The 24768-nt window shown below is 63.8% G+C and carries 24 protein-coding genes; 12 read left to right on the top strand and 12 right to left on the bottom strand.

Going from position 1 to position 24768, the window contains the following annotated elements:
- Positions 1-17 precede the first annotated feature (17 nt).
- From JQ597_RS07600 to JQ597_RS07585, 4 genes are all read right to left on the bottom strand, one after another.
- Positions 18-1580 (bottom strand): ABC transporter substrate-binding protein, encoded by a 1563-nt coding sequence (locus JQ597_RS07600; protein WP_212263601.1) that lies wholly within the window; start codon positions 1578-1580, stop codon positions 18-20.
- Positions 1577-2464: an ABC transporter permease gene (locus JQ597_RS07595; protein ID WP_212263600.1), complete on the bottom strand. Its 888-nt coding sequence runs from the start codon at positions 2462-2464 to the stop codon at positions 1577-1579. The genes JQ597_RS07600 and JQ597_RS07595 overlap by 4 nt, the downstream gene beginning before the upstream one ends.
- A complete protein-coding gene (locus JQ597_RS07590; protein WP_212263599.1) occupies positions 2461-3399 on the bottom strand; it encodes an ABC transporter permease in 939 nt (312 codons plus the stop codon). The genes JQ597_RS07595 and JQ597_RS07590 overlap by 4 nt, the downstream gene beginning before the upstream one ends.
- A 278-nt stretch (positions 3400-3677) precedes the next feature.
- Entirely contained in the window at positions 3678-3890 is a 213-nt protein-coding gene (locus JQ597_RS07585; protein WP_212263598.1) for a hypothetical protein, read from the bottom strand.
- A 263-nt stretch (positions 3891-4153) separates the two neighbouring features.
- Between JQ597_RS07585 and JQ597_RS38055 the strand changes: the two genes are divergently transcribed.
- The 5 genes from JQ597_RS38055 to JQ597_RS07565 all read left to right on the top strand — a co-directional run bounded on the left by JQ597_RS38055 (position 4154) and on the right by JQ597_RS07565 (position 7951).
- Complete coding sequence (locus JQ597_RS38055) at positions 4154-4288, top strand: hypothetical protein (protein WP_283813401.1); 135 nt, start codon at positions 4154-4156, stop codon at positions 4286-4288.
- 234 nt (positions 4289-4522) lie between these two features.
- Positions 4523-5431: a dihydrodipicolinate synthase family protein gene (locus tag JQ597_RS07580; RefSeq protein WP_212263597.1), complete on the top strand. Its 909-nt coding sequence runs from the start codon at positions 4523-4525 to the stop codon at positions 5429-5431.
- A 155-nt stretch (positions 5432-5586) separates the two neighbouring features.
- Positions 5587-6555 (top strand): SDR family oxidoreductase, encoded by a 969-nt coding sequence (locus JQ597_RS07575; protein WP_192733546.1) that lies wholly within the window; start codon positions 5587-5589, stop codon positions 6553-6555.
- Between the two features lie 219 nt (positions 6556-6774).
- Positions 6775-7521: an SDR family oxidoreductase gene (locus tag JQ597_RS07570; protein WP_212263596.1), complete on the top strand. Its 747-nt coding sequence runs from the start codon at positions 6775-6777 to the stop codon at positions 7519-7521.
- A 40-nt stretch (positions 7522-7561) separates the two neighbouring features.
- Positions 7562-7951 (top strand): cupin domain-containing protein, encoded by a 390-nt coding sequence (locus JQ597_RS07565; protein WP_212263595.1) that lies wholly within the window; start codon positions 7562-7564, stop codon positions 7949-7951.
- A 69-nt stretch (positions 7952-8020) separates the two neighbouring features.
- Here JQ597_RS07565 and JQ597_RS07560 read toward each other — a convergent pair whose 3' ends face one another.
- Both JQ597_RS07560 and JQ597_RS07555 read right to left on the bottom strand, forming a co-directional pair.
- A complete protein-coding gene (locus tag JQ597_RS07560; RefSeq protein ID WP_212263594.1) occupies positions 8021-8491 on the bottom strand; it encodes a GcrA family cell cycle regulator in 471 nt (156 codons plus the stop codon).
- 75 nt (positions 8492-8566) lie between these two features.
- Positions 8567-8764 carry a hypothetical protein gene (locus JQ597_RS07555; protein ID WP_212037720.1) on the bottom strand — a complete coding sequence of 66 codons (198 nt, stop codon included), beginning with the start codon at positions 8762-8764 and terminating at the stop codon, positions 8567-8569.
- A gap of 293 nt (positions 8765-9057) precedes the next feature.
- On the opposite strand from JQ597_RS07555, the gene JQ597_RS07550 reads away from it, so the two are divergent.
- Entirely contained in the window at positions 9058-9405 is a 348-nt protein-coding gene (locus JQ597_RS07550; RefSeq protein ID WP_249136219.1) for a GrlR family regulatory protein, read from the top strand.
- Between the two features lie 21 nt (positions 9406-9426).
- On the opposite strand, the gene JQ597_RS07545 is transcribed toward JQ597_RS07550, so the two are convergent.
- Positions 9427-10368 carry an acetamidase/formamidase family protein gene (locus tag JQ597_RS07545; RefSeq protein WP_212263592.1) on the bottom strand — a complete coding sequence of 314 codons (942 nt, stop codon included), beginning with the start codon at positions 10366-10368 and terminating at the stop codon, positions 9427-9429.
- Positions 10369-10556: 188 nt separating this feature from the next.
- Here JQ597_RS07545 and JQ597_RS07540 point away from each other — a divergent pair, with 188 nt between their 5' ends.
- The 4 genes from JQ597_RS07540 to JQ597_RS07525 all read left to right on the top strand — a co-directional run bounded on the left by JQ597_RS07540 (position 10557) and on the right by JQ597_RS07525 (position 14763).
- Positions 10557-11363: a YdcF family protein gene (locus JQ597_RS07540; protein ID WP_212263591.1), complete on the top strand. Its 807-nt coding sequence runs from the start codon at positions 10557-10559 to the stop codon at positions 11361-11363.
- A gap of 75 nt (positions 11364-11438) precedes the next feature.
- Entirely contained in the window at positions 11439-12224 is a 786-nt protein-coding gene (locus JQ597_RS07535; protein ID WP_212263590.1) for a DUF169 domain-containing protein, read from the top strand.
- A 138-nt stretch (positions 12225-12362) separates the two neighbouring features.
- On the top strand, positions 12363-13541 hold the full coding sequence (locus JQ597_RS07530) for a saccharopine dehydrogenase family protein (protein WP_212263589.1): 1179 nt from the start codon (positions 12363-12365) through the stop codon (positions 13539-13541).
- 37 nt (positions 13542-13578) lie between these two features.
- Positions 13579-14763, top strand: a complete 1185-nt coding sequence (locus tag JQ597_RS07525; RefSeq protein WP_212263588.1) for a saccharopine dehydrogenase family protein — start codon at positions 13579-13581, stop codon at positions 14761-14763.
- 141 nt (positions 14764-14904) lie between these two features.
- On the opposite strand, the gene JQ597_RS07520 is transcribed toward JQ597_RS07525, so the two are convergent.
- Positions 14905-16098, bottom strand: coding sequence for an FAD-dependent oxidoreductase (locus JQ597_RS07520; protein ID WP_212263587.1), 1194 nt, complete (start codon positions 16096-16098; stop codon positions 14905-14907).
- Positions 16099-16180: 82 nt separating this feature from the next.
- On the opposite strand from JQ597_RS07520, the gene JQ597_RS07515 reads away from it, so the two are divergent.
- The gene (locus JQ597_RS07515; protein ID WP_249133048.1) at positions 16181-16711 is read left to right on the top strand and encodes a MarR family winged helix-turn-helix transcriptional regulator; all 531 of its coding nucleotides are present in this window, start codon (positions 16181-16183) and stop codon (positions 16709-16711) included.
- On the opposite strand, the gene JQ597_RS07510 is transcribed toward JQ597_RS07515, so the two are convergent.
- From JQ597_RS07510 to JQ597_RS07495, 4 genes are all read right to left on the bottom strand, one after another.
- Positions 16683-17957, bottom strand: a complete 1275-nt coding sequence (locus tag JQ597_RS07510) for an O-antigen ligase family protein (RefSeq protein WP_212263586.1) — start codon at positions 17955-17957, stop codon at positions 16683-16685. The two genes, JQ597_RS07515 and JQ597_RS07510, sit on opposite strands and share 29 nt — an antisense overlap.
- Before the next feature lie 186 nt (positions 17958-18143).
- A complete protein-coding gene (locus tag JQ597_RS07505) occupies positions 18144-19673 on the bottom strand; it encodes an undecaprenyl-phosphate glucose phosphotransferase (protein WP_212263585.1) in 1530 nt (509 codons plus the stop codon).
- A gap of 150 nt (positions 19674-19823) precedes the next feature.
- Positions 19824-20957, bottom strand: coding sequence for a glycosyltransferase family 4 protein (locus tag JQ597_RS07500; RefSeq protein WP_212263584.1), 1134 nt, complete (start codon positions 20955-20957; stop codon positions 19824-19826).
- Positions 20958-20959: 2 nt separating this feature from the next.
- Entirely contained in the window at positions 20960-21571 is a 612-nt protein-coding gene (locus JQ597_RS07495; RefSeq protein WP_212263583.1) for a polysaccharide biosynthesis/export family protein, read from the bottom strand.
- Positions 21572-21788: 217 nt separating this feature from the next.
- On the opposite strand from JQ597_RS07495, the gene JQ597_RS07490 reads away from it, so the two are divergent.
- Positions 21789-24098, top strand: coding sequence for a GumC family protein (locus JQ597_RS07490; protein WP_212263582.1), 2310 nt, complete (start codon positions 21789-21791; stop codon positions 24096-24098).
- Positions 24099-24768: the final 670 nt, after the last annotated feature.

Here is a 24768-nt window from a genome sequence, read left to right as displayed (position 1 = left end):
TCCTTGTTGTTGCTTGCCTATAGCGACGCGTCCAACCCCTTGTAGAAGGTGTTCTGGTAGATCATGTGCGGCCGCGCGCCCTTGATCTTCTTGTTGGCGACCTGGTCCATGTTGATGTTGAGGACCGGGATCCACAGATGCTCCTGCATGACCTTCTGCTGCACCATCGCGTAATGTTTGGCGCGATCGGCCTCGGTCAGCGCCGAGCGGCCGAGCTTCAGCCACTCGTCGGTCTCGGCGTCCTTCCAGTTCATCCGGTTCGGCGTCGGGATGTTGCGTGAATCGAAGTAGATGTTCATGAGATCGCCGGCCGACAGATACGGCACCGTCACCGACCAGATTTCATAATCCTGCTCGGCCATCTTGGCCGCCGCGATGGTCGAGTCCTGCGGGTTGAGCCGCCAGTCGACGCCGATCTTGCGCAAGTATCCCTGGATCGCGTCGGCGACCTTGGCCGAGTTGGCGTTCGCGGTGTAGTACACTTTCGGCGCCAGCTTGGTGCCGTCCTTTTCGCGCACGCCGTCGGCGCCGACTTTCCACCCCGAATCGTCGAGCAGCTTCCTGGCGCGTTCGAGGTCTTCCTTGACGATTCCGGCCGTCTTCGGATCGTGGTCGAGCGCATCCTTGTCGACGATGGTGAAGGCCGCCGTGGCGTTGCCGAGCAGGATGCCCTTGGCGATCTCCGCGCGGTTGATGGCGATGCTCATGGCCTCGCGCACGCGCTTGTCGGCGACCATCGGCCGCGTGGTCTTGAAACCGAAATAAAGCAGCTGGAAATTCGGCTTCGCCTCGCTCACGTTGAGCATCGGGGCGGCCCTGGCCTGGGTGATGAACTGGTGCGGAAACTGGTGGGTGATGTCGAACTGGCCGGCCATCATCGCCGCAACCCGGCTGGATTCCTCGGGCACGATCTTGACCACCAGTTTTTCGAATTTCACCGGGCCCTTGTTCTGGTACATCGACGGGCCCCATTTGTAGGCGGCGTGGCGCTTCAGCACGATCTCGGTGCGCGGCTGCCATGAATCGAAACACCACGGCCCGGTGCCGTCGGCGCCCTTGATGCCGTAGTCCTTGCCCAGCGCCTCGACGCTTTCCTTGTTGTGGATCACGTTGGTGAACATGGTGAGCTGCAACAGCAGCTCGGAGTAGGGCTCCTCGAGTTCGTATTCGACGGTGTAGGGATCAGGCGCGCGCAACTCCTTGATGCTGCCGGCGCGCCAGGCGTACGGCCCCTTGATCGCGGGATCCTTCAGCCGCTTGAAGCTGTAGATCACGTCCTCGGCGGTGAATTTCTTGCCGCTGCAGAACGAGACGTCGTCGCGCAGCTTGAACGTATAGGTCCGGCCGTCCTCGCTGATGATCCAGGACTTGGCGAGATAGGGGATCGGCGTGCGGCCGTCCCAGTCCAGCGCCACCAGCGTGTCCTGGAACATGTTGACGATGTCGGATGTCGGACCCCAGGTGGTGCGCTGCGCGTCGTAATGCGGCGCGTCGATGCCCTTCATCAAGGTCAGCGTCTGGGCCGATGCGGCCCCCGCGACGCCCATTGCCAATGCCACACCCAGAACGGTTCTGATCATGTCTGCAGCCTCGGATCGAGGACGTCGCGGAACGCGTCGCCCAGAAGGTTGGCCGCCAGCACGATCACGAAGATCGCGCAGCTTGGGATCGTCGCGATGTGCGGCGCCATGAACAGGAAGTCGCGCCCCTGGGCCGCCATCATGCCGAGTTCGGCGGTCGGGGGTTGCGCGCCCATGCCGAGGAAGCCGAGCGCCGAGCCGATCAGGATGATCTGGCCGAAGCGAAGCGTCAGGAACACGAAGATCGTCGAGATGCAGTTGAGCGTGAGATAGCGCCAGATCAGTGCGCCGTCGGTGACGCCGACCGCGCGGCCGGCTTCCATGAATTCCTGGCCCATGACGCCGACCGCGGCCCCGCGCGCCACCCGCGCGACGTCGGGCACGGTGGCGACCACCAGCGCGATGACCACGGCGGTGAGGCCGGCGCCGAAAATCGCGGCGACCGCGAGCCCGATCAGGATGGCGGGGAACGCCAGCATCACGTCGACCAGCCGCATGATCCAGCCGTCGAGCCGCCTGTAGTAGGCGGCGAGAATGCCGAGCACGCCGCCGAACAGGCCGCCGATGATGACGCCGACCAGCCCGAGCATCAACGTGGCGCGGGTGCCGAAGATGACGCGGCTCAGCACGTCGCGGCCGGTGTTGTCGGTGCCGAACCAGTGCTCGGCGCCCGGCGGTTGCATGACCTTGGTGAGGTCGGTGAAGTAGGGGTCGTAGGGCGCGATCCAGGGCGCGAAAACCGCCGCGGCCACGATGGTGGTGAGCGTCAACGCCGCCCCGGCCGCGACCCGGTCGCGCGCGAGGCGCCGCAGCACGCCGGCACGGGCGAATGCGCCGGTTTCGGGCTCGGCGACAAAGACGGGTTCAAGGGCCTGAACGCTCATCGGCGCGCCACCCTGGGATCGAGATAGACGTAGAGCACGTCGACGATCAGGTTGATCGACAGGAAGGCTATGGCGAGGATCATGATCGCGCCCTGCGCGGTCGGGAAATCGCTGGAGACGATGGCGCCGACCGCAAGCCGGCCGACGCCGGGCCAGGAAAACATCGTTTCGGTGACGACGGCGCCGCCGAGCAGGAAGGCCGCCTGCAGCCCGATCAGGGTGACGACCGGGATCATGGCGTTGCGCAGCGCGTGATGGACGATCACCGCCGTCTCGCGCAGCCCCTTGGCGCGCGCCGTGCGCACGAAATCGGCGCCCAGCACTTCCAGCACAGCGGTGCGCGTCAGCCGCGCGATCGGTCCGATCAGCACGAGGCCGAGCGTGGTCGCGGGCAGGATCAGGCTCGGCAATCCGCCGTCCCAGATCGGCCCGGTGCGGCCGGTGAACGGCAGCAACGCCCATTTGAAACCGACATACTGGATCAGGATCAGGCCGATGAAGAACACCGGCATCGAAACACCGGCTACCGAGCAGGCCATGATGATGCGGTCGGCGAGGCGGCCGCGATTGACGGCGGCCAGCGTTCCAAACGCAAGCCCGCTCGGCACCGCGATCAGCATCGCGCCGAGCATCAGTTCGACCGTTGGACCGATCGTCATCGCGAGTTCCTCGCTCACCATCCGGTTGGAGATGATCGAGCGGCCGAGATCGCCGCGCAGAACCCGCATGATGTATTCGAAGAACTGCACCGGGATCGAGCGGTCGAGGCCAAGCTCGAGCCTGATCGCCGCGATGGTCTCGGCCTTGGCGTCGGGACCGGCGATGATCATTGCGGGATCAGCCGGCACCACCTGCAACAGACAAAAACAGAGGAAGAGAACCCCGAGCAAAGCGGGGAACGAAATCAGCAGGCGATGGACAATCTGTTGTCCCATGCGACGCCAACGGACCGTTAGGCCAACAAACGGCGCGTCCGCTTACGCAGACGCTTGCAGCGCGTCCGCTTACGCGAACGCTTTGCAGTCCCCTCCCTGGCAGCGGCGCTTCGTCCGACGTGCGCGCGCTTTGATTATTGCCGATACTGGCATGCACCGCGCGCGCCGTCACGCCCATTTTGCCGAACCGTTTCCGCCTGCGCTCCCTTGTCGCGTACGGGCGTAATGCCTTATCGCGGAATATGCGAGCGGCGATCGCTATGCGGAAGTTGCCACAATCAGCGCGCGGTCTCGCCGTCGTCGCGCTGATCGGCGGGTTTTTCATTATTGATCGCGACGAAGGGCAGCTGTCGCGTTGCCTTTGAGGGCCGTCCAATCCGCGCATCGTAGCTTTCGGCGAGCGCAAGCAGTCGTTTTTTCGTGAAGGGATCGGCCTTGTCCGCAATCGCGCGGACGCGCCGGGACTGCTCCTTGAAATACGCGTCGTTCATAAGGCACCAAAATTAATAAATCCAATAGCCGCAAACATACTACAGGCGCACTCCCGCCGTCGCCCTGAGTTTTAGTATGGTTAAACGCGAAAGCCCGTCAGCCCTTGCAAGTGACGACGGTCTGGAAGGGCCAAGAGAAAGGCTGAGGCCACTTCCGTTCCGGTCCGGCTGTCACCTGGGGAACAGCGCGGCCGTCGCCGATCCGTCATGGTCCCGGTCATACCGAGGCAATGTTGCACCGGGACAGCGGCGGGAGACGCACCATGGAACGCAGGACTGACAAGCCGGTCGAACTGACGACGCACCATCTGGATATCGTGACCGGCGGCAGGCTGGGCACCGGCCCCACGCACCTTCCGCCCCGTAACCCCTTTGGTCCGCCGAAGCCGCCCCGCTAAGCGAGCGAATAGCCCCGGCATCAACTGTCGGGGTTTTTTCGTGCAAAGATTCAGATGTTTGTGCCGCTCGAACTTGGAGCCGCGTCTCCGTCCGTTATGACGTCGCCACGACCCAGCCCACCGATGTCTGAACTGGATTGCCCATCCGGCAACGGTTAGGCTTCATCCGCCGATCGAGACTATCCGCCAAAGAGCGGCGTCGGATTTGGGAAACGGAAACGCAAGGGGTCGATCATGAAAATACGCCCGACAGGCGTGATACCGCCGATGACAACGCCGTTTCGCAAAGACGGCGAGATCGATTTCAAGCAGGTCGCCCCGCAAGTCGACTGGCTGATCGGCGCCGGCAGCCATGGCTTGGCGGCGGGCGGTTCGACCGGCGAGGGACATACGCTCGATCATGAAGAGTATCGCGACCTGGTGGCGGCAACGGTGGAAGCCGCCAAGGGCCGCGCGCCCGTGATCGCCGGCATCATCGTCGACTCCACACGCGACGCGATCCGGCGCGGCAAACTGGTGCGCGACATGGATGTCGCGGCACTGCAGGTGACGCCGGTGCATTATCTGTTCAAGCCGGACGATCAGGCAATGGTCGATCATTTCCGCCGGATGGCCGACGAGACCGGCATGCCGATCATCATCTACAACGTGGTGCCGTGGTCGTATCTGTCGCCCGCGCTGCTGACGCGGATCATGAATGAGGTGCCGCTGGTGGTCGGGGTCAAGCAGAGCGCCGGCGATCTGAAACTGTTCGCCGATCTCATGATGATGGCGCCGGATAAATTGATCTACAGCGCGGTCGACGCGCTGATGTATCCGTCTTACGCGCTCGGCGCGCACGGCTCGATCGCCGCGATCCTCACGGCCGCGCCGCATGCCTCGGTCGAGCTGTGGGATGCGGTCAAGGCCGGCGATCACGTCCGCGCGCTCGACCTGCACAAGAAACTGCTGACGCTGTGGAACGCTGTAGTCTCAGACAATCTGCCGGCCTGCACGCGCTACGCGCAATCGCTGCAGGGAATGCCAAAAACCTATCCGCGCGCGCCGATGCCGGAAGCATCGGTAACGCAACAGGCCGCGATCAAGAAGGCGCTGGAGGGGTTGGGCGCGTCGGCCGGCCAGCGCGTCGAGGCGGCGGAGTAGGGCACGGTTTTTCCGTACCGCGGACATCGCGTCGCTTCGTGCCATCGAGACGCAAGCTTTACCGGCGAAGTGTAGCTGCTACACTTCGCAGAGGCCCCCGTGCATCGCTCGTGAAGGCCAAAAAACAAACGAGAAAATAAGAGGAAGCGGGAGCCATGAAGGAATTCGCCGGAAAGATCGCCGTCATCACCGGAGGCGGCACGGGCATGGGCCGCGAGCTGGCGCGCCAGCTCGTCGCCGAGGGCTGCAATGTCGCGATGTGCGACGTCTCCGCCGAGGCGATGGCCGAAACCAGGCAGCTGTGCGAAGCCGAGAAGCTGCCGCAGGGCCTGCGCGTCACCACCCATATCGCCGACGTCGCGATCGAGGATCAGCTCAAGCGGTTTCGCGATGAGCTGATCGAGCAACAGGCGACCGACAAGATACATCTGCTGTTCAACAATGCCGGCATCGGCGGTGGCGGCAGCCTGTTCACCAACACGCGCGAACAATGGGAGCGCACCTTCAACATCTGCTGGGGCGGCGTGTATCTCGGGGTCCGCACTTTCATGCCGCTGCTGCTGAAGGCCGACGAGGGCCACATCATCAATACGTCCAGCGTCAACGGCTTCTGGGCGTCGGTCGGCCCTGGCGTGTCGCACACCGCCTATGCCGCCGCCAAGTTCGCGGTGAAGGGATTTTCCGAGGCGCTGATGACGGATCTGCGGCTCAACGCGCCGCATATCAAGTGCTCGGTCGTGATGCCCGGCCACATCGGCACCTCGATCGTGTCGAACTCGCGCAAGATCCAGAGCGGGAGCGAGACCGAGCGCCTGACCGATGTCGAGATCGGTGTGACCCGCGAACGGCTCAAGGGCATGGGCACCGACACCTCTGCCATGTCGGATGAGGACATCCAACAACTCGCGCTCGACCGCGCGCGATCGTTTCATGATGATGCGCCGACCACGGCGGCGGCCGCCGCGAAAATCATCCTTGACGGCGTCAAGGCTGATCGCTGGCGCATCCTGGTCGGCGACGACGCCCACAAGCTCGACGAGCGCGTGCGCAAGACGCCGGAGGAGGCGTATACGCTCGATTTCTACCAGAGCTATCGGGACGAGGTCGGCTGGAAGCTGGCCTGAGGGCCTGATCTGAATAGCGACCAGAGCCTGAACTCAATAAGAGTCGTTGGCTGACCTAAGCGTGTGCCACGCTGACGGGAAAACGCCGCGTGGCGGTATCGTAGGGTCTACCAGGGCTCGCCGGTTCAGCGGGTTGTCCGACCTGTACCTTGGGATAGTATTCTGCGGGTTTGAAGCGGAACTAAGCTGAGCCCACCTAACGACCACGGAGCATCAACCATGAAGATCGTCGTGATCGGTGGCACCGGCCTGATCGGCTCGAAGACCGTCGCCATTCTGCGTCAGGGCGGGCACGAAGTCGTCGCCGCCTCGCCCAAAAGCGGCGTTAACGCGATCACCGGTGAGGGACTCAAGGAGGTCATGGCGGGCACACAGGTGGTGATCGACCTGGCCAATTCGCCCTCATTTGAAGACAAGGCGGTGCTCGAATTCTTCGAGACCTCCGGCCGCAACCTGCTCGCCGCCGAGGCCGCGGCGAACGTCCGGCATCATGTCGCACTGTCGATCGTCGCGATCGACCGGACCGACAATGGCTATTTCCGCGCCAAGGTCGCCCAGGAGAAACTGATCGAAGCCTCCGGCATTCCATACACCATCGTTCGCGCGACCCAGTTCCTGGAATTCGTTCGCGGTATCGCCGATTCAAGTGTGGATGGAAACACAGTGAGGCTCCCGCCTATCCTGTTCCAGCCCATCGCGGCGGACGACGTTGCTGCCATCGTTGCCGATCTGGCACTCGCGGCGCCGCGAAGCGGTATCGTGGAGATCGCCGGACCGGAACGAGCGCCGCTCATTGACATCATCGCCCGCTATCTGAAGGCGGTTGGCGACCCGCGCGAAGTCGTGAGCGATCCCGAGGCCCGATACTGGGGCGGTCGGGTTGACGAGCACTCGCTCGTGCCGTTGGGCGAGGCGCGCCTCGGCCGCATCGGTCTCGACGAATGGCTTCGCCGCGCAAAGGCCTGATCTCGCATCAGCTCCTGGGCAATGAACGAAAGAGGCGATTATGGCAAACAAACTCGTTGCGCTGGTTCTTCTGTGTTTGATGACCGGAACGGCGGTTGCTCAGGAGCCCAAGGTGACGCCGCTCATGTCCAAGGATCTTCCGGATAATCCCGGCAAGGAAGCTTTGATGATCACGGTCGAGCATGCGCCCGGCGGGTCGAGTGCTGTCCACCGACACAACGCACATGCGTTTGTTTATGTGCTGGAGGGTTCCGTCGTGATGCAGCTGAAGGGTGGACAACCGGTGACACTGACAGCAGGACAAAGTTTCTATGAAGGCCCCGATGATATTCATGTCGTCGACCGGAACGCGAGCGGCACCCAGCCGGCGAAATTCCTGGTGCTCTTGATCAAGGACAAGGGAGCGCAGGCGCTCGTGCCCGCGCAGTGACTGCTACAGCCGTGGAATGGTCGTGCCCGATATTTGCTGCGCTCTAGGCAGAGCGTGTGTCAGACAAGGTCACGCCCGCGCCACTCGCTGGCGCGAGCCGGGCTTGTAGGCGAGGCGGGTGTGGCCGGCGCAGTAGGGCATACCCTTGAGCGGCGTGTTGCCGCAAAAGCAGAAGTCGTCCGCGCCGGGCGTGCTGATCGGCCAGCGGCAGCGCTCATGGCTGAGTTCGAGCAGTGAGCAGGGCCGCTCGCTGGCGATCGGGGCGTCGGGGGCCGGTTGCCCGTTCTGGTAGACCACTTGCAGCATCCGGTACTGCGCGCGGGGAACGGATTTCGGGCTGCGTTCCCTGGTGGCCCCTTGCAGATGCTGTTCGATGTTGGTCGGGCCGCGGGTCAGACCGAGCCGTGTCAATTTGCCGATCACGGCGTTGCGGCTGACGCCGATGTGAGCGGCGATCTCGCGGCAGGAGAGGCCGGATTCGAAATGTTGCTTGAGGAGTTCGACGCGCTCGGTGGTCCAGGTCGGTATGTTTGCGAACATGCTTGCGGTCCCAAATTCTTTGAGGAACCGCCGCGTTCCTTGTCTCCCGTCAGCGAATTTTCCGCTGGCGTGCCATCAAGGCCTGCCATTGTCGCGGATCGACAGCAGCCCGTCCTTGATGGCGAGCCGGATGCCTTCCTCGATCAGGGTCTTCGCAACGCCGGGAACGCTAGTGCCGTGGGTACCCTGTCTCACCAGTTTTTCGAGATAGCTGATGGTCGAGAGCGCCAAGGTCACGGGAATGCGGTCGGTTTCGGCTTTTTCTGTAGCCATGCAAGAACGCTAACTTTTAAACGCGGTACTGAAAAGTATCTATTTAGACTCTATTAAGTTTCGTGGGGATAAGTCAATTGCCGCCAAGGTCGCAGCCTATCTCATTGTAACGGCATCGAAAAAGTCGACCGCTGCCAGGCAGGGGCTGATCTTGAACACCGCTGCGCGCCCAGCGAGCGGGGTCGACGGCGCCAACGCAGCCGCGGCGAAACGATCCAGCGCCTCGCTCATTTCCCGATTGCCTCAGGCCGTATGCACAGTCGATGCTGCTGCGGACGAGGGACAATCCTGCGATGACGATCACCAACGGTCTCTACTCGATCCTGACCGAAATGATGGAGGGCGGGCGTGGCCACGCCAGCGGCGTCATCGTGCTGCTGGATGGCAGGATCGTCGGCGGCGACTCGCATTTCTATTATACCGGCTCCTACACCGCCGACCGCGGCAAATGGCGCGGCGAACTGACCACCACCCAGCACACCAAATCGGCTGGCGTGCTGCCGCTGTTTGGCGGGCGCGAGGTCACCACTGGCTTCAGCGGCACCTATGCCACCGATAGCGCTGACGTGCAGGGGGCGGCGCTGGTTGGAAAGACCAGCGTCAGGATTCGTTCCAGGTTGGAGCTGCTTTCGCCGCTGTGACGGCGCACCGCGTCACGGTCATCAGCCGTGCACGACGCTCTTTGCGATCATGCAGTGGATGCCCTTGGAGCCGTTGACCGTCTGCGTCACCCGCAGGTCGGCGGCGAGGCTGCACAGCGTGTAGGCGTCCTCGCGCGACAGGTTGCGCTTCTCGCCGAGCAGCACGATCATGTCGCGCAGCGCGCGCACCACGCATTGGTCGAGGTCGGGGTCCATCGCCATGGTCATGTAATGATCAGGCGTTTCCGCGCGCGGATAGTCCAGCCGGAGATCCTTGCGCAGCGTCAGCCGGAAACGGCCCTGCAGCGCGGTTTCGATCGCGGTGACGCAGACTTCGCCGTCGCCTTGCACGCCGTGGCCGTCGCCGCAGGAAAACAGCGCGCCGGGCACGAACACCGGCAGATAGAGTTTGGCGCCAGCCCCTAGCTCCTTGTTGTCCAGATTGCCGCCCATCGCGCGCGGGATCAGCGAGGTGATGCGGCCCCAGGCCGGCGGCGGCGCCACGCCCATCACGCCGAAGAACGGTTTGAGCGGAAGGTCGAGCCCCCACGGCATCCGGCCGACCATCCGCTCGCGGTCGAGCGGAATGTTCAGAAGCCGCGTGTCGGGGAAATCGTCGGGCAGGGTGCCGGACAGCGGCTTGATCAGATTGTAGCCCCAGTCCTGCCGGAGCTGGACGTCGAGAATGTCGACCTCGAGCACATCACCGGGCGCGGCGCCTTCCACCGCGATCGGGCCGGTCAGGATATGACCCGGCACCATCCGCTCGTTCTGGGCGTGCACATCGGCAAGCTCCGGCGGCACGTGGAATTTGCTGCGGTCCGGCACCACGTCGGGGCCGCCGGTGATGGTATCGACCGTGACCTCATCGCCGCTGGCAATGGTCAGGACCGGCTTCAATTTCGCTTCGAAAAAGCCCCAGTGGCAGGTCATGGGGCTGGAATGCAGGTGATGATGGGTCATGGGGGACCTTCTTGTCGGTGTTGTCTCGTCCTATTTGTCATTGCCGGGCATAGTAGTCTGCTTGCGCAGACTACGTAAACTTGTCTGCGCCCCGGCAATCCATCATTTTCGCATGACGCTTTTTGCGAAGAAGATGGATACGCGGGTCAAGCCCGCGTATGACGAGCCGGAAATCCAAGAGGCCTTCCTTGTTCTTTGTTCTCTCCAAAACGCTCGGCTACATGCTGATGCCGACGAATTTCCTGATCGGCGTCGGTTTCATTGGCGCCATCCTGCTGCTGACGCGCTTTGCATCGCTCGGCCGCAAGCTCGTGATGGCCTCGGTGCTGCTGCTGGTGATCTGCGGATTGTCACCGCTCGGAAACCTGTTGCTCTATCCGCTGGAGCAGCGCTTTCCACGATGGGAGGTCGGAGCGGGCGCGCCGCCGGACGGTATCGTCGTGCTCGGCGCATCGATCGAGGCTGACATATCGGCTGCGCATGGCACGCCGGTGGTGCGCAGCGCGCCGGACCGCATCATCGCGGCGGCGGCGTTGGCGCACCGCTATCCGAATGCGCGCATCGTCTTCACCGGCGGCAGTGCCAATCTGATTTCGAACGACGCGCGCGAGGCCGATTTCGCCGGCGCGGTTTTCGAGAGCCTCGGCATCGCAAAATCGCGGCTGATCATGGAGCGGGCATCACGGAATACGCTGGAGAATGCCCAGTTCTCGAAAGCGCTGGTGGCGCCGAAGGACGGCGAGCGCTGGTTGCTGGTGACCTCGGCCTTTCATATGCCGCGATCGGTCGGCCTGTTCCGAAAGGCTGGATTTGCGGTCGAGGCCTATCCGGTCGATTGGCGGGTCGGCGACCGCGGCGACCTGATGAAGTTCTCTAACGCCATTCTTGATGGCCTCGGACGGACCGAAACCGCAGCGCGTGAATGGATGGGCCTGGTTGCGTACCGGGCCACCGGCAAGATCGACGATTTGCTGCCGGGGCCGGCGCCGAAGTAGAGGTCGCAACAGGCGACCGGCCGGGCTAGAATTGATGCCAACAAGCGCAGCGCGCCGATCCAGGGAGTTTACGCCATGCAACAGCAAACGCCGCCGGAAGCGTTCGATTTGAACGGCATGGCTGCCGACCTGATCAGCCTGTTGCGGCTCCGGACCACCGTGATCGGCATCAAGATGTTCGCGACCGTCGAGGAGATGGCGGCGATCCCGAAGATCCGGCGGCCGTCCGCGGTCCATACCACCGACCAGATTGTCAGCATGGCTTCAAGGCTCGGCTGGACCGTCGGCATCACCGGCGAAGACCTCGTCGGCGCGCAATGCCGCGCCGTGATCGGGCTGGCGCCAACCGACGAGAAATTTCTCGAAGGAAAGAATTACGTCGGTGTCTGGCATGGCACGGAGGAAGACGCGCGGCTGCGCCAGGAAGCGCTCGATGTCGTGCCATATGGCAAATACCAGGCGATGGCGGTGAGCCCGCTCACCAGCGGACGGCTCAATCCGCCGGACATCTGCCTGGTCTATGCGACGCCGGGCCAGATGATCATCCTGATCAACGGGCTGCAATATACCGGCTACAAGAAGTTCGAATGGGGCGTGGTCGGCGAGACCGCCTGCGCGGATTCCTGGGGGCGGGCGCTCAAGACCGGCGAGCCGAGCCTGTCGCTGCCATGCTTTGCCGAACGGCGCTATGGCGGCGTGCCCGACGAAGAGATGCTGATGGCGCTGCAGCCGGCGCATCTCGCCAAGGCCATTGTCGGCATGAAGCAACTGGCGAAAAACGGCCTGCGCTATCCGATCGCGCCCTATGGCATCCAGGCCGACGTCCGCGCCGGCATGGGCGTTTCGTATGCTAAGAAATAGCCTTGCGAAATGAAGGGGAAACCGTCATTGCGAGCGCAGCGAAGCAATCCATAGCCACCAAGTAAGATAGCCACCAAGTAAGTATGGATTGCTTCGTCGCTTCGCTTCTCGCAATGACGAGTATTAGGGAACTAAAACATGTCTTCGTCGAAATTCGACATCGTAGTCTACGGCGCTACCGGCTTCACCGGCCAGCTCGTCGCTGAATATCTCGCCGCGCATTACAAGGGCGACAGCAGCCTGAAATGGGCGATGGCCGGGCGCAGCAAGGACAAGCTCGCCACGGTGCGCGATGCGATCGGCGCGCCGTCGGATACGCCGCTGATCGTGGCCGACGCGTCAGATGCCGCGTCGCTGAAGGCGATGGTGGGTCAGACGAAATCGGTGATCTCGACGGTCGGCCCGTATCAGTTTTACGGCAATGAGCTGCTTGCGGCCTGTGTGGAGTCGGGTACCGACTATTTCGATCTCTGCGGCGAGCCGCTCTGGATGCGCCAGATGATCGACAAGCATGAAGCCGCGGCGAAGGCGAGCGGCGCGCGCATTGTGTTTTCCTGCGGGTTCGACTCGGTGCCGTTCGAACTCGGTGCCTTCTTCGTGCAGGAGGAAGCCAAGCGGGTGTTCGGTGCGCCGGCTTTGCGCGTCAAGGGTCGCGTGCGCGATATGCGCGGTACCTTGTCCGGCGGCACCGCCGCCAGCGCCAAGGCGACCTTCGACGCCGTTGCCAAGGATCTCAGCCTCGTTGCGATCCTCAAGGATCCGTTCGCGCTGACGCCGGGATTCAAGGGGCCGAAACAGCCGCCGGGCAGCAAGCCGTCCTATGAGGAAGACCTGCAGTCCTGGATCGCGCCCTTCATGATGGCGCTGATCAACACCCGCAACGTCCATCGCTCGAACATGCTGATGGGCTTTCCGTACGGGCAGGAGTTCGTCTACGACGAAATGGTGCTGACGGGGGCTGGCGAGAAGGGCGAGGCCAACGCCAAGCTCGTGATGGCCGCAAACACCGAAAAGACCGGCCCCGGTGCGCCCAAGCCGGGCGAGGGGCCATCGAAGGAAGAGCGCGAGAACGGCCTCTATGACCTGCTTTATGTGGCGATCGCTCCCGATGGCCGCCAGGTCCGTGCGGCGGTGAAGGGTGACCGCGATCCAGGCTACGGCTCGACCTCCAAGATGATTTCGGAATGCGCGATCTGCCTGCTGCGCGACACGCCTGATGTGGCCGCCGGCATCTGGACGCCGGGCGCGGCGATGCAGCACAAGCTGATCAAGCGGCTGGTCGACAACGCTGGCCTGACGTTCACCGTGGAGAAGTAGCCCAGTTTTCGAGCATCATCTTCCCGGAAGTCAGGCAATGCCTTCGTCGGAATTCGACATCGTCGTCTATGGAGCCTCCGGCTTCACCGGCCAGCTCATCGCTGAATATCTCGCCGCGCAGTACAAGGGCGACGGTAATCTGAAATGGGCGATGGCCGGGCGCAGCCTGGACAAGCTCGCTGCCGTGCGCGACGCGATCGGCGCGCCGGCTGATACCCCGCTGATCGTTGCCGATGCCGGCGATCCCGCCTCGCTGAAGGCGATGGTCGGCCGAACCAGATCGGTGATCTCGACCGTCGGTCCGTATCAGCGCTATGGCTCCGAACTGGTCGCAGCCTGCGTCGCGGATGGCACCGATTATTTCGACCTTTGCGGCGAGCCGCTCTGGATGCGGCAGATGATCGACACGCACGAGGCGGCCGCAAAGTCGACCGGCGCACGCATCGTATTTTCCTGCGGCTTCGATTCGCTGCCGTTCGAACTCGGCGTGTTCTCCGTCCAGCAGGAGGCGAACAAGAGTTTTGGCGCCCCGGCCAACCGCGTCAAGGGCCGGATTCGCGACATGAGTGGCACATTGTCCGGTGGTACCGCCGCGAGCACCTGGGCGACGTTCGCGGCTGCCGCGCAAGACCTCAGTCTGGTCGCCCTGTTGAAGGATCCATTTTTGCTGGCGCCGGGATTTGAAGGCCCGAAGCAGCCGCGCGGGAACAAGCCGCTGTTCGACGATGATCTGGGCTCGTGGACGGCGCCTTTCGTGATGGCGACCATCAACACCCGCAACGTGCACCGTTCCAATTTGCTGATGAACTTTCCGTACGGCAAGGACTTCGTTTACGACGAGATGGTCCTGACCGGTCCGGGAGAGCAGGGCGAAGCCAACGCCAGGCAGCTCGTCGCCGCCGTCAACGCCGAGAGGATGGGCGGCGCAAGCGGCCTGAAGCCCGGCGACGGTCCCTCGAAAGAGGTGCGGGAGAGTGGTTTCTTCGATCTGCTGTTCGTCGCACTCGCGCCCGACGGCAAGCAGGTGCGGGCTGCCGTGAAGGGTGACCGCGATCCCGGCTATGGCTCGACGGCGAAGATGATCTCCGAATGCGCGATCTGCCTGCTGCGCGATGCGCCTGATGTGCCCGCCGGCATCTGGACGCCGGGGGCGGCGATGCAGCACAGACTGATCAAGCGGCTGGTAGACCACGCCGGCCTGACGTTCACGGTGGAGACGTAGCCGCAGCTCGTAGGGTGGGCAAAGCGAAGCGTGCCCACCAATTCAGAGTGCGCAAGGAGTGGTGGGCACGGCGCTTGCGCGCCTTTGCCCACCCTACAAATCTTCACTGCGCTGCGACCGCTACGCCGCGCGACGCGACGGCTACGCCGCGCGGGGATCGTATCTGTACATCCAGTCCATGCCCCTGGACGTGACCGGCAGCAGCAGTTTCAGCATGCGGTCACGGATCCAGGCGCCGGTCGGACTGAACTCGCGCTTGCTGTTGCCGTTGCGGCGCGCCAGCGCCACGATCTTTTCGGCGCGCGGGCGGCGCTCGGCCTCGAAATTCTGGAATGTCAACGCGAGCTCCTGGCGGGTCTGCATCAACCGGCCAAGCCGCAGCGCGTCTTCCAGCGCCAGCGAGGCGCCCTGGCCGGCATGCGGACTGGTGGCGTGCGCGGCGTCGCCAATGAGCAGCGTCCGCTGGCGCGACCAGGTCGGCAGGGTCGCGACATCGAGCGTGTCCGTGACCACGATGTTCTCGGCGGCATCGATGATTTGCAGAATCGGATCGTGCCAGCCGGCGTGGAATTTCCGCAAATGCTGCCGCAACTGGTCCTGGCTCATGGCGCGGAACGTCGCGGCACTGGCGCCATGCGCGGGCTGCGTGCTCCACCACATCAGGCCGTCGTTGGGATCGGAGCTGCAGAAGCCATAGCCGAAGAACCCACTCTGGCCGAACGTCGTCACCACGCGCTGGCCGATCGGCGAATTCTCGATCACCGCGCGTGGCACAAAACCGCCGAAACCGATCAGCCCGGTGTCGAACGGCTTTGGTCCGTCCGGGATGACGTGGCCGCGGACGGCCGAATGCACGCCGTCGGCGCCGATGACAAAATCGCCCTCGGCAAAGCTGCCGTCGGAAAAATGCGCCACGACCGGCTGGTCGGCGCGATCCTCGATTCCCACCAGCCGCTTCTCGAACCGCAGCTCGACGTTCGAGCACCAGGCCTTGTTGACCAGCAATTCATTGAGCGTGGCGCGGCACATGTTCACCGCCGGCTGGCCGAACCGCGCCTTCATGTTGCGGTTGAGCGAGCCGAGGCGGGCGCCTTTCTGCGAATAGAAATCGAACGATTCGGCGACCGAACCGCGCCGGATCATCTCGGGGGCCAAGCCGATCTCGGCCAGCACGTGCATGCCGTTCGGCGCGATCTGCAGGCCGCCGCCGATCCCGGCCGAGTAGGGCCAGGCTTCGAACACCTCGGCATCGATGCCGGCCTGCTTCAGGAAGATTCCGGTCACCGGACCTGCGATGCCACCGCCGATGATCAGGGCTTTGGGTCGTTGGGCCATGCCTTGCTCCATGCATCCGTGGGGTGGTAGGAAATATCAGCTGCTAATTATCTTAGTAGCTAAGATAATAATGGACTAAGATATGAAATCGACCGTGTCAAGGCCGAAGGCGCGGGCCGCGCTGTTGCAGGAACTGGAAGAGGCGATGCGGCGGTCGTCGGCGCAGGGCGTGATCTTTGGGCAAACCGTTGCCAATGTGGCCGGAATTTCCGGTTCCGACCTCGAATGCCTGGATTTTCTCAATCTCGAGGGCCGCGTCACCGCCGGCCGTCTTGCCGAGGTCACGGGGCTGACCACCGGCGCCATCACCGGCGTGGTGGACCGGCTCGAGAAGGCCGGCTTCGTGCGTCGCGAGCGCGACGCGGCCGACCGGCGCAAGGTCTTTATCGCGACCGTGCCTGACAACGTCGCGCAGATCGGGCGGTTCTATGTGCCAATGCAGCAGGCGATGCACAAACTATGGAGCTCCTATTCGGAAGCGGAACTGCAATTGCTGCTGCGCTTCGCGAGCGAGAGCTACAAGTCGGTGTTGGAGGCGACCGAGGCGCTGAAGGGATTGATCGACTCGCCGACGGAGAAAGCGCCTAAGAAGCTGGGACGGCCGCGCCGTTGAAGGTCTGGCCGGCGCGGGCCTTGTAATGCTCGGCGGCGACGAACATGCCCCACATCAGCCCCAGCATCATCCAGAAATGCCGCCAATGGTCGGTGTCGATGATAAAACTCTCGCCGACGGTGCCGAGATAGGCGGCGAAGATCGCGAGATAGGCGCGCTGCCAGGGCGCGCGGACGAAGATGTATCGAAAGCCGTTCAGCGCCGTGACGAACACCAGCGCCGGGTAGCAGACGCCGGAGAGCCAGCCGCCCGACATGAATGCGTTCAAATAGGAATTGTGGGTGTCCTCGGGAAAGTAGCGGGTGAACTGCAGCGGACCTATTCCGAACGGCAGATCGAGCGCCATGTTGGCGCCGAGGATGTAGCGCCCGAACCGGCCGAAGCGGCCGGAGTCATAGCTTTGATCGAAACTGGCGCGCTGCTTGAACATCTGCGCGATCGAGTCGAACGACAGCAGCACCGCCACCAGCGCCGCCGCGAGGATCGCAGCGACAATCGCGATCATGATGATGCGTGAACGCTGCGCCTGCGACCGGCTGGTCAGCACCATCAGCGCCAGCATGAACATCGAGGTCAGGATCAGCCCGCCCCAGGCCGCGCGCGAAAACGCCAGCAGGATCGCCAGCGACATGATGCCGAAGGCGACGGTGTTGCGCAGCGACTTTCCGAGTTTGTCCGAGACCACGCTTTGCAGGCAAAACAGCGCCGGCAGGATCAGGAACGCGCCGAGCACGTTGGGGTCCTTGAAGGTGCCGCGGGCGCGATCGTACAGCGTCAGGAGATCGCGTCCGCCCGGGACGAGGTTGAAATACCCGGCGACACCCAGGCTCGCCGCGATCATTGCGCCGACGACGAGCCCGCGCCTGAGCATGTCGAGCCGTCCTGCGGTGTCTTCGGCCATCACCATCGCGAACAGCATCACGGTGATGGCCATGTACCAGGAGGTCGCGATCCACATGCTGACATTGGGCCGGTCGATCACGGCAATGGCGCTGATCGTGTAGCCGGTGTTGAGCAGGAACAGCGCCAGCAGCAGCGGAATGAACACCAGCCGCATCCGCAAGCCGCCGGTGGCAAAGAAGACCAGCGACGCCAGCAGCGTTGCGATCTCATAGGGGCTGGGCTCGATGAAGACGATGGCCCCGGACGCGCCGACCAGCCATACCATCGCGCGCTGCACCGCGAGCACGCCCGGCGCGGCTGTCAACGATGGAAGAGGACCCCCGGCTGTCGCCGCATACGCCATTCGATACTCACGCACACGCTAAACGCTACAATACGCCCACAACCGCTTATGTCGTCATTGTCTGCAACAAACGCGGAGCGTTTGTGCATGAGAGCGAAGCGAAGCAATCCATCGGGCAACGAAGGAAGTGTGGATTGCTTCGTCGCTTGCGCTCCTCGCAATGACGCTTCAAACGTCTCAGAAACTCTAATAAGCGTTCTCGTTCTTCGTCATCAGCGCCAATGGCGTCCTGAGCAGAATGAAGAGGTCGAACAGCACCGACCAGTTCTCGATGTAATAGAGGTCGAACTCGACGCGCTTCTGGATCTTCTCGTCGGTGTCGACTTCGCCGCGCCAGCCGTTGATCTGCGCCCAGCCGGTGATCCCGGGCTTGACGCGGTGGCGCGCGAAATAGCCGTCGACGGCCTCGTCGAACAGCCGGCTCTGCAATTTGCCCTGCACGGCGTGCGGGCGCGGGCCGACCAGCGACAGGTTGCTCTTGAACACGACGTTGAACAGCTGCGGCAGTTCATCGAGGCTGGTCTTGCGGATGAAGCGCCCGACGCGGGTGACGCGGGCATCGTTCTTGGTCACGACCTTGGAGGCGGTGGGATCGGCGAGATGGTGGTACATCGAGCGGAACTTGAAGACGTCGATGCGCTCATTGTTGAAGCCGAACCGCTTCTGGCGGAAGATCACCGGCCCGGGACTGTCGAGCTTGATGGCGAGAGCGACCAGCCCCATGACGGGCAGCGCCAGCATCAGGATCAGGAAGCCGACGACGTGGTCGAACAGCCACTTCATCACCAGATCCCAGTCGGTGATCGGCGCCTCGAACACGTCGAGCGTCGGCACCTCGCCGAGATAGGAATAGGAGCGGGGACGGAAGCGCAGCTTGTTGGTGTGCGCCGACAGGCGGATGTCGACCGGCAGCACCCACAGCTTCTTCAGCATTTCCAGGATGCGCGTCTCGGCCGAGATCGGCAGCGCGAACAGCACGAGGTCGACGCGGGTGCGGCGGGCGAATTCGACGATGTCGTCGACCTTGCCGAGCTTCGGGCTGCCGGCGCAGGTTTCCAGCGCGCGGGCATCGTTGCGGTCGTCGAACACGCCGAGCACGTCAATATCGGAATCATGCTGGGTCTTGAGCGCCTCGACCAGCTGCTCGCCGTTCTGGTCCGAGCCCACCACGATGGTGCGGCGGTCGAGCCGGCCCTGCCGCGCCCAGCTGCGCACCAGCGCGCGCAGGAAGGCGCGTTCGATCAGCAGGGCCGCAAGGCCGACGACGAAGAACGATGCGAGCCAGATCCGCGAAATCTCGCTGCCGAGCTTGACGAGGAAGGAGGCGCCGATGAACAGCAGGAACACGAAGGCCCAGGACGAAATCATCCTGGTCATCTGCCGCAGCTGGCCGCGGAACACCTGGACTTCGTAGATGTCGGCGGCCTGGAAGCAGATCACGGCGGTCGCCGTCATGCCGACAATCGCCGCGACATATTCCCAATGGAAACCCTTGAGGCGCACGACATAGGCGAAATAGAGCGCAAGGCCGATCAGGCTGAGCATGACGAAATCGACCAGGCGCACCGCGCCCGCGATCACGATCGGCGAATAGGCGCGGCTGACTTTCTGGTTGGTGACGGCAAGGGCTGCCGGCGACAGCCGGCGGCGCCGTTCGATCGGCGGGCGTTCACCGGTAGCGGTCGCCGCGGCCGTTGCTGCCGCGGCGTCTAACATCGAGCGAGCGTTAAGCGGTTCCACTGTCCAAGTCCGATCGTTGATTCCGTTCTTAGGCCGGCACATAGGGACGCGCCTGCCGATGCGGAATTCCCTGCCATCCGGCTTAAGGGACAAATCGGAAGAAACAGTTACGTTGGTAAAGAACGGTTAACGATTGGCAAACGCGTCGCGGTAGCCGGTCAATACACCCTCGACCATCGCCTTCTGCGAGAAGTGCTGGAAAATCCGCTCGCGCAGGGATTTGGCCCGCTCCAGCGTCGCCGCCGGATTCTCCAGTGCAACCTCGATCGCGTCCGCCATCGCCGCGGCGATGTTGGGGGCGAACAACGCCTCGGTATGAGAGCCGAAAATCTCCGGAATGCCGCCGACATTGGCGGCCACCATCGGAATTCCCGCCGCCGCGGCCTCGATCACGACATAGGGCATGGAATCGCCGCGCGAGGGAACCACCAGCAGCGAGCCCTTGGAAAAGCCGTAGCGCGCCTTGACGTGGCCGATGAAGCGGATGGCCTCGCCGAGGCCGAGCCGCTGCACCTGGGCCTTCAAACTCGCGCTTTCCTCGCCGTCGCCGGCGAGCGTCAGCGTCACCGGCCGGCCGTCGGCGCGCAGCCGGGCCACCGCGTCGATCAGGAGGTCGGCGCCCTTGATGTGCCGGAACTCGCCGACATAGATCACGTCCGTGGCGTCCTCGGCCTTGACGACCGGATCGAATTCATTGGCGGTGACGCCGTTGAACACGCAGCGCACCAGCCCCTTCGGGGTGCCGATGGTGCGCTGATAGGTGTTGCGCGCAAACGCGCTTTCGAACAGGAACAGGTCCGTCGAGTCCATCAGCGCGCGCTCGAGGCGGGCATAGAAGTTGCCCTTGAGCGTCGACAGCGGGTAATGCAGCGACCCGCCATGCGGCGTATAGACCCGGATCGTATCCCTGGCGGCGATCTTGGAACGTATGAACACACCGGCCTTGGCGCCATGGCCGTGCAGCACGTCCGGTTTCAGGTTCCGGACCAGGCGCAGGAAGCGCACCCATGCCAAGGTGTCGCTGGGGCGCGGTTCGCGGTGGATGGCGACGCGATGAACGCCGAGCTTGAGGCGGGGGGCGATTTCCGCCAGCGCCTGCTCGGCGCGCTCGCCGCCGGTGAGGCTGTCGGCGATGATGCCGACGTGATGGCCTTTATCGGCCTGGCCGTTGGCGAGATCGAGGATATGGCGAAAAATGCCGCCCACCGGGGCGCGCGTCGCGTGCAGGATACGAAGGGGCTGACCGTCGATGATAGGCATAATCAGAACCAGCGTTCGCCAACGAGCACCGTATCGCCCGGGCTGATGGACGTTCCCGGCGGCACCACATAGCGCGCCGTTCCGGATCCGTCGGTGTGCGTGACCGTCACCCGGTCGCGCAGCGCGCGCGGCGAGAAGCCGCCAGCGATGGCAACGGCGCTTTCAACGGTCATGTTCGGTACATAAGGGTATTGTCCGGGCGCCGCCACTTCGCCGAGGATGAAGAACGGCCGATAGGCCTCGACTTCGACGGCGACCGAGGGCTCGCGGATGAAACCGCGGCGCAGCCTGGCGCCGATGTCGGCGGCCAGCCCCGCGGGCGTGCTGCCGCGCGCCGGGACCGAACCGATCAGCGGCATCGTGATCGAGCCGCTGGCATCGATCGCATAGGTGTTGGTGAGGCCTTCCTGGCCGTAGACCACGACGCGGAGCTTGTCGCCAGTATCCAGATGATAGGCCGCGTCAAAGCGCGGCGGCGCCGGTTCGGCATAGGCCACCGCAACAGGGGCAGGGCCAGCATAGGGCGCCACGGCAACCGGCGTGGTCCGGCCCATGCAGCCCGCAAGCGCCAGCGCAGCAACCAGACATGGGATCGTGGCGAGTGCGCCTCGCATGGGGGAGAATCCTGAAAAAGTATCCGCCCGATTAAGGGCGTTCATGGTTAACAAAACATGACCGCAGCCCTGCGGGGCGGTCATTGCAGCTCGCAATTCGCGCGGATTAACCCAGCGGCAACCTTAATGGAGTGTAATCGCCGGGCTTCAGGTAGAGTCGTGGCGTTTTCGAGCGAAAACGCGTCACGATTTTAAGTAGCGTCCGCGGGAGTGTGCGATGCGTTTTGCGTTTTGGCGTACGGGCAGGGTCAAGGCCGTGTTGGAGCGGGCGCTTCCAAAGCCCGCACCGGCTGTCGCCAGGCCCGTCTCCACAGAGCCCGCCTTCGCTATGCCTGCCGTTGCCAAGCCCGTCGTCGCGAAGCAGGTTGCGTCCGAATCCGGCGATCTCGACCTGCACGCGCTCGGTCAGGCCCTGATCAGCAAGCGCGCCTGGATCGTCGTCCCGACGGTGCTGGCGCTGGTGCTGTCGATCGCCGCCGTCAACATGGTCACCCCGCGCTACAAATCCGAAGCCCGCATCCTGGTCGATGGCCGCGAGAACGTGTTCCTGCGGCCGAACGGCGAGCGCAATGAAGAGCGCAACACGGTCGACGCCGAGGCGGTGACGAGCCAGGTGCAGCTGCTGTTGTCGCGCGATCTGGCGCGCGAGATCATCAAGAAGAACAAATTGGCCGAGCGCCCGGAATTCGATCCGGTGCTGCAGGGCTTTTCGCCGCTGAAGTCGCTGCTGGCGCTGTTCGGAATCGGACGCGATCCGCTGTCGCTGACGCCGGAAGAGCGCGTGCTGGATGCCTATTTCGAGCGCTTTACGGCGTATGCGGTGGACAAGTCGCGCGTCATTGTCATCGAATTCCAGTCGCGCGATCCGGAGCTGGCCGCGCGCGTCGCCAATTCGATCGCGGAAGGGTATCTGGCGTTGCAGCAGGGCGCGCGCCAGGATCAGGCGAAGTCCGCCAGCGGCTGGCTGTCGGGCGGTATCGAGGATCTGCGCAAGAAGGTCGCGGAAGCCGAGCAGCGCGCGGAAGATTTCCGCTCCAAGTCGAGCCTGTTCATCGGCACCAACAACACCTCGCTGTCCAACCAGCAGATGGGCGAGATCAACACCCAGCTCAACAACGCCCGCGCCCTGAAATCGGACGCCGAGTCCAAGGCGCGCATGATCAAGGACATGCTTCAGAGCGGCAAGCCGATCGAGGCTTCCGAAGTGCTCAATTCCGAATTGATCCGCCGGCTGTCCGAACAGCGCGTGACGCTGCGCGCGCAGCTCGCCGAACAGTCGTCGACGCTGCTCGACGGTCACCCCCGCATCAAGGAATTGAGGGCGCAGCTCGGCGATCTCGATCGCCAGTTGCGCGAGGAGGCGAGCAAGATCTCGCGTTCGCTCGAGAATGACGCGCGCCTCGCCAGTGGCCGGGTCGATAGCCTGAGAAACGAACTGGATCAGGTCAAGAAGCAGGCCTCCGCCTCCAACGGCCAGGACGTGCAGCTGCGCGCGCTGGAGCGCGAAGCCAAGGCGCAGCGCGATCTCCTGGAATCCTATCTGGCGAAATACCGCGAAGCCGCCGCCCGCGAAAACATCGACGCCGCGCCGGCCGACGGCCGCATCATCTCGCGCGCCACCGTTTCCAATACGCCGGCCTATCCGAAGAAGCTCCCGATCGTGCTGATCGCGACGCTGGCAACGTTGCTGCTGACCTCAGGCGCGATCGCGACCGGCGAGCTGCTGCGCATGACCGCGCCGCGCGCGGCCGCCGCAGCTCCTCCCAGCGCCGTGGCTCCGACCGCGGAATCGGTTCGCGTCTCCGCGCCTCCGACTGCACCGTATTTCGAGCCTCATGATGATTTCGGGCCGGAACCTGAACATCCCGTGACGGACGACTCAAAGCCTGCCTTCAGCGAACCCCGCGCCGAACTCGCGGCAGGGATCGAAGAAGTCGAGCAACTGGCCGATCGGCTCGCCCAGGCGGGCGGGGCGGCGCGCAAGGTAACGGTCCTCGGCACCGCGTCGAGCGAAGGCATCACGCTGACCGCCTTGACGCTGGCGCGCCTGATGGCGCGGCAGGCCAAGATCGTGGTGGTCGATCTGACCGCGGCTTCGCCGACGATGACGGCGGTCTCGGTCGATCCGGCGGCGCCCGGGCTCGCCGAACTGATGCAGGGCGAAGCAACCTTTGCGCAGATCATCACCAAGGACCGGCTGTCGCGCGTCCATCTCGTCAGCGCCGGACGTCCGGGCTTCGATCGCTCGCAGCTGCAGTCGCCGCGGCTGACGCTGGCGATCGACGCGCTGCTGCGGGTCTACGACCATGTGTTGCTCGATGCCGGCTCGGCCTCCGACCTGCCGGCGGAACTACTGACCGCGCATGCCCGCGCGGTCGTGGTCCCCGACGCCTCGATGGATTCGGACGCCCGCAGCATCATGTGCGATCAGCTCCGGGCCGTCGGCTTCTCCGACGTCACCATGCTGCGCAAGCCGTGCCAGCCCTCGGACGCTGTCGAACGCAGCCCGCGCGTGGTGGCGGCGTAAGGGTGCGGTCAACCACCGTCATTGCGAGGAGCACTTGCGACGAAGCAATCCATCTATCCGTTATGCCGCGATATGGATTGCGTCGCTGCGCTCGCAATGACGACAGGACGGGTTTCGCTGCGCTCTACCCATCCTACGAGCGGGCTGCGTCGCCTCGTGCGCAAGCGTAATCTTGCGGCCAGCGTGCGACAAAACAACCCGACGGGCAAATCAGTTCTGATTTACGGAAGTCATGTCAAGCCCCGAAATAAAAAATATTTCTGTTTACCAGAACACAAATCAGGGGCATATATTCGCCCATCCCGTCCTACTCAGAAGGGCGTCGGCCGTCGTCACGGACGTTGGACGGGTTGCGGTGGACGCTTGTTTACGCTGAGACGACGGCGTGGATAAGCGTACGGCAAAACCGTGTGGTCCTGGCGCCCGTTGCTGGCGTCAAGCCGTCGGCTAAGCGCAAGCTGAACCGGTGGTGACGGAGTCAACCAAGAACTCGTCTCCGGGGAGAGCACGGCATAAGCCGTAAAGCCATTGCGCAGGGAAGGCCGGGTGTTCTCCGCTGCCCTGTATGCTCGTGTGCAGCCTACTTAGTGCTAACCGCACACGGGACCGCGGGTGCAGCGCGCACCCGGTCTTCCCTGCGCCCTCTCATTTCGGGGGCAAGGAGTTTCTG

The organism is Bradyrhizobium sp. AUGA SZCCT0177, from assembly GCF_018130125.1.
Classification (GTDB): domain Bacteria; phylum Pseudomonadota; class Alphaproteobacteria; order Rhizobiales; family Xanthobacteraceae; genus Bradyrhizobium.
This window is presented reverse-complemented; position numbering and strand designations above follow the sequence as displayed.

What these genes read in the sequence shown, in the direction of transcription:
- JQ597_RS07590 (WP_212263599.1), bottom strand. Translation starts at nt 3,399, where the DNA reads ATGGGACAACAGATTGTCCATCGCCTGCTGATTTCGTTCCCCGCTTTG.
- JQ597_RS07490 (WP_212263582.1), top strand. Translation starts at nt 21,789, where the DNA reads ATGCGTTTTGCGTTTTGGCGTACGGGCAGGGTCAAGGCCGTGTTGGAG.
- JQ597_RS07520 (WP_212263587.1), bottom strand. Translation starts at nt 16,098, where the DNA reads ATGGCCCAACGACCCAAAGCCCTGATCATCGGCGGTGGCATCGCAGGT.
- JQ597_RS07505 (WP_212263585.1), bottom strand. Translation starts at nt 19,673, where the DNA reads ATGTTAGACGCCGCGGCAGCAACGGCCGCGGCGACCGCTACCGGTGAA.
- JQ597_RS07550 (WP_249136219.1), top strand. Translation starts at nt 9,058, where the DNA reads ATGACGATCACCAACGGTCTCTACTCGATCCTGACCGAAATGATGGAG.
- JQ597_RS07600 (WP_212263601.1), bottom strand. Translation starts at nt 1,580, where the DNA reads ATGATCAGAACCGTTCTGGGTGTGGCATTGGCAATGGGCGTCGCGGGG.
- JQ597_RS07560 (WP_212263594.1), bottom strand. Translation starts at nt 8,491, where the DNA reads ATGTTCGCAAACATACCGACCTGGACCACCGAGCGCGTCGAACTCCTC.
- JQ597_RS07525 (WP_212263588.1), top strand. Translation starts at nt 13,579, where the DNA reads ATGCCTTCGTCGGAATTCGACATCGTCGTCTATGGAGCCTCCGGCTTC.
- JQ597_RS07585 (WP_212263598.1), bottom strand. Translation starts at nt 3,890, where the DNA reads ATGAACGACGCGTATTTCAAGGAGCAGTCCCGGCGCGTCCGCGCGATT.
- JQ597_RS07530 (WP_212263589.1), top strand. Translation starts at nt 12,363, where the DNA reads ATGTCTTCGTCGAAATTCGACATCGTAGTCTACGGCGCTACCGGCTTC.
- JQ597_RS07545 (WP_212263592.1), bottom strand. Translation starts at nt 10,368, where the DNA reads ATGACCCATCATCACCTGCATTCCAGCCCCATGACCTGCCACTGGGGC.
- JQ597_RS07575 (WP_192733546.1), top strand. Translation starts at nt 5,587, where the DNA reads ATGAAGGAATTCGCCGGAAAGATCGCCGTCATCACCGGAGGCGGCACG.
- JQ597_RS07510 (WP_212263586.1), bottom strand. Translation starts at nt 17,957, where the DNA reads ATGGCGTATGCGGCGACAGCCGGGGGTCCTCTTCCATCGTTGACAGCC.
- JQ597_RS07565 (WP_212263595.1), top strand. Translation starts at nt 7,562, where the DNA reads ATGGCAAACAAACTCGTTGCGCTGGTTCTTCTGTGTTTGATGACCGGA.
- JQ597_RS07580 (WP_212263597.1), top strand. Translation starts at nt 4,523, where the DNA reads ATGAAAATACGCCCGACAGGCGTGATACCGCCGATGACAACGCCGTTT.
- JQ597_RS07570 (WP_212263596.1), top strand. Translation starts at nt 6,775, where the DNA reads ATGAAGATCGTCGTGATCGGTGGCACCGGCCTGATCGGCTCGAAGACC.
- JQ597_RS07495 (WP_212263583.1), bottom strand. Translation starts at nt 21,571, where the DNA reads ATGCGAGGCGCACTCGCCACGATCCCATGTCTGGTTGCTGCGCTGGCG.
- JQ597_RS07500 (WP_212263584.1), bottom strand. Translation starts at nt 20,957, where the DNA reads ATGCCTATCATCGACGGTCAGCCCCTTCGTATCCTGCACGCGACGCGC.
- JQ597_RS07535 (WP_212263590.1), top strand. Translation starts at nt 11,439, where the DNA reads ATGCAACAGCAAACGCCGCCGGAAGCGTTCGATTTGAACGGCATGGCT.
- JQ597_RS07555 (WP_212037720.1), bottom strand. Translation starts at nt 8,764, where the DNA reads ATGGCTACAGAAAAAGCCGAAACCGACCGCATTCCCGTGACCTTGGCG.
- JQ597_RS07595 (WP_212263600.1), bottom strand. Translation starts at nt 2,464, where the DNA reads ATGAGCGTTCAGGCCCTTGAACCCGTCTTTGTCGCCGAGCCCGAAACC.
- JQ597_RS07515 (WP_249133048.1), top strand. Translation starts at nt 16,181, where the DNA reads ATGAAATCGACCGTGTCAAGGCCGAAGGCGCGGGCCGCGCTGTTGCAG.
- JQ597_RS38055 (WP_283813401.1), top strand. Translation starts at nt 4,154, where the DNA reads ATGGAACGCAGGACTGACAAGCCGGTCGAACTGACGACGCACCATCTG.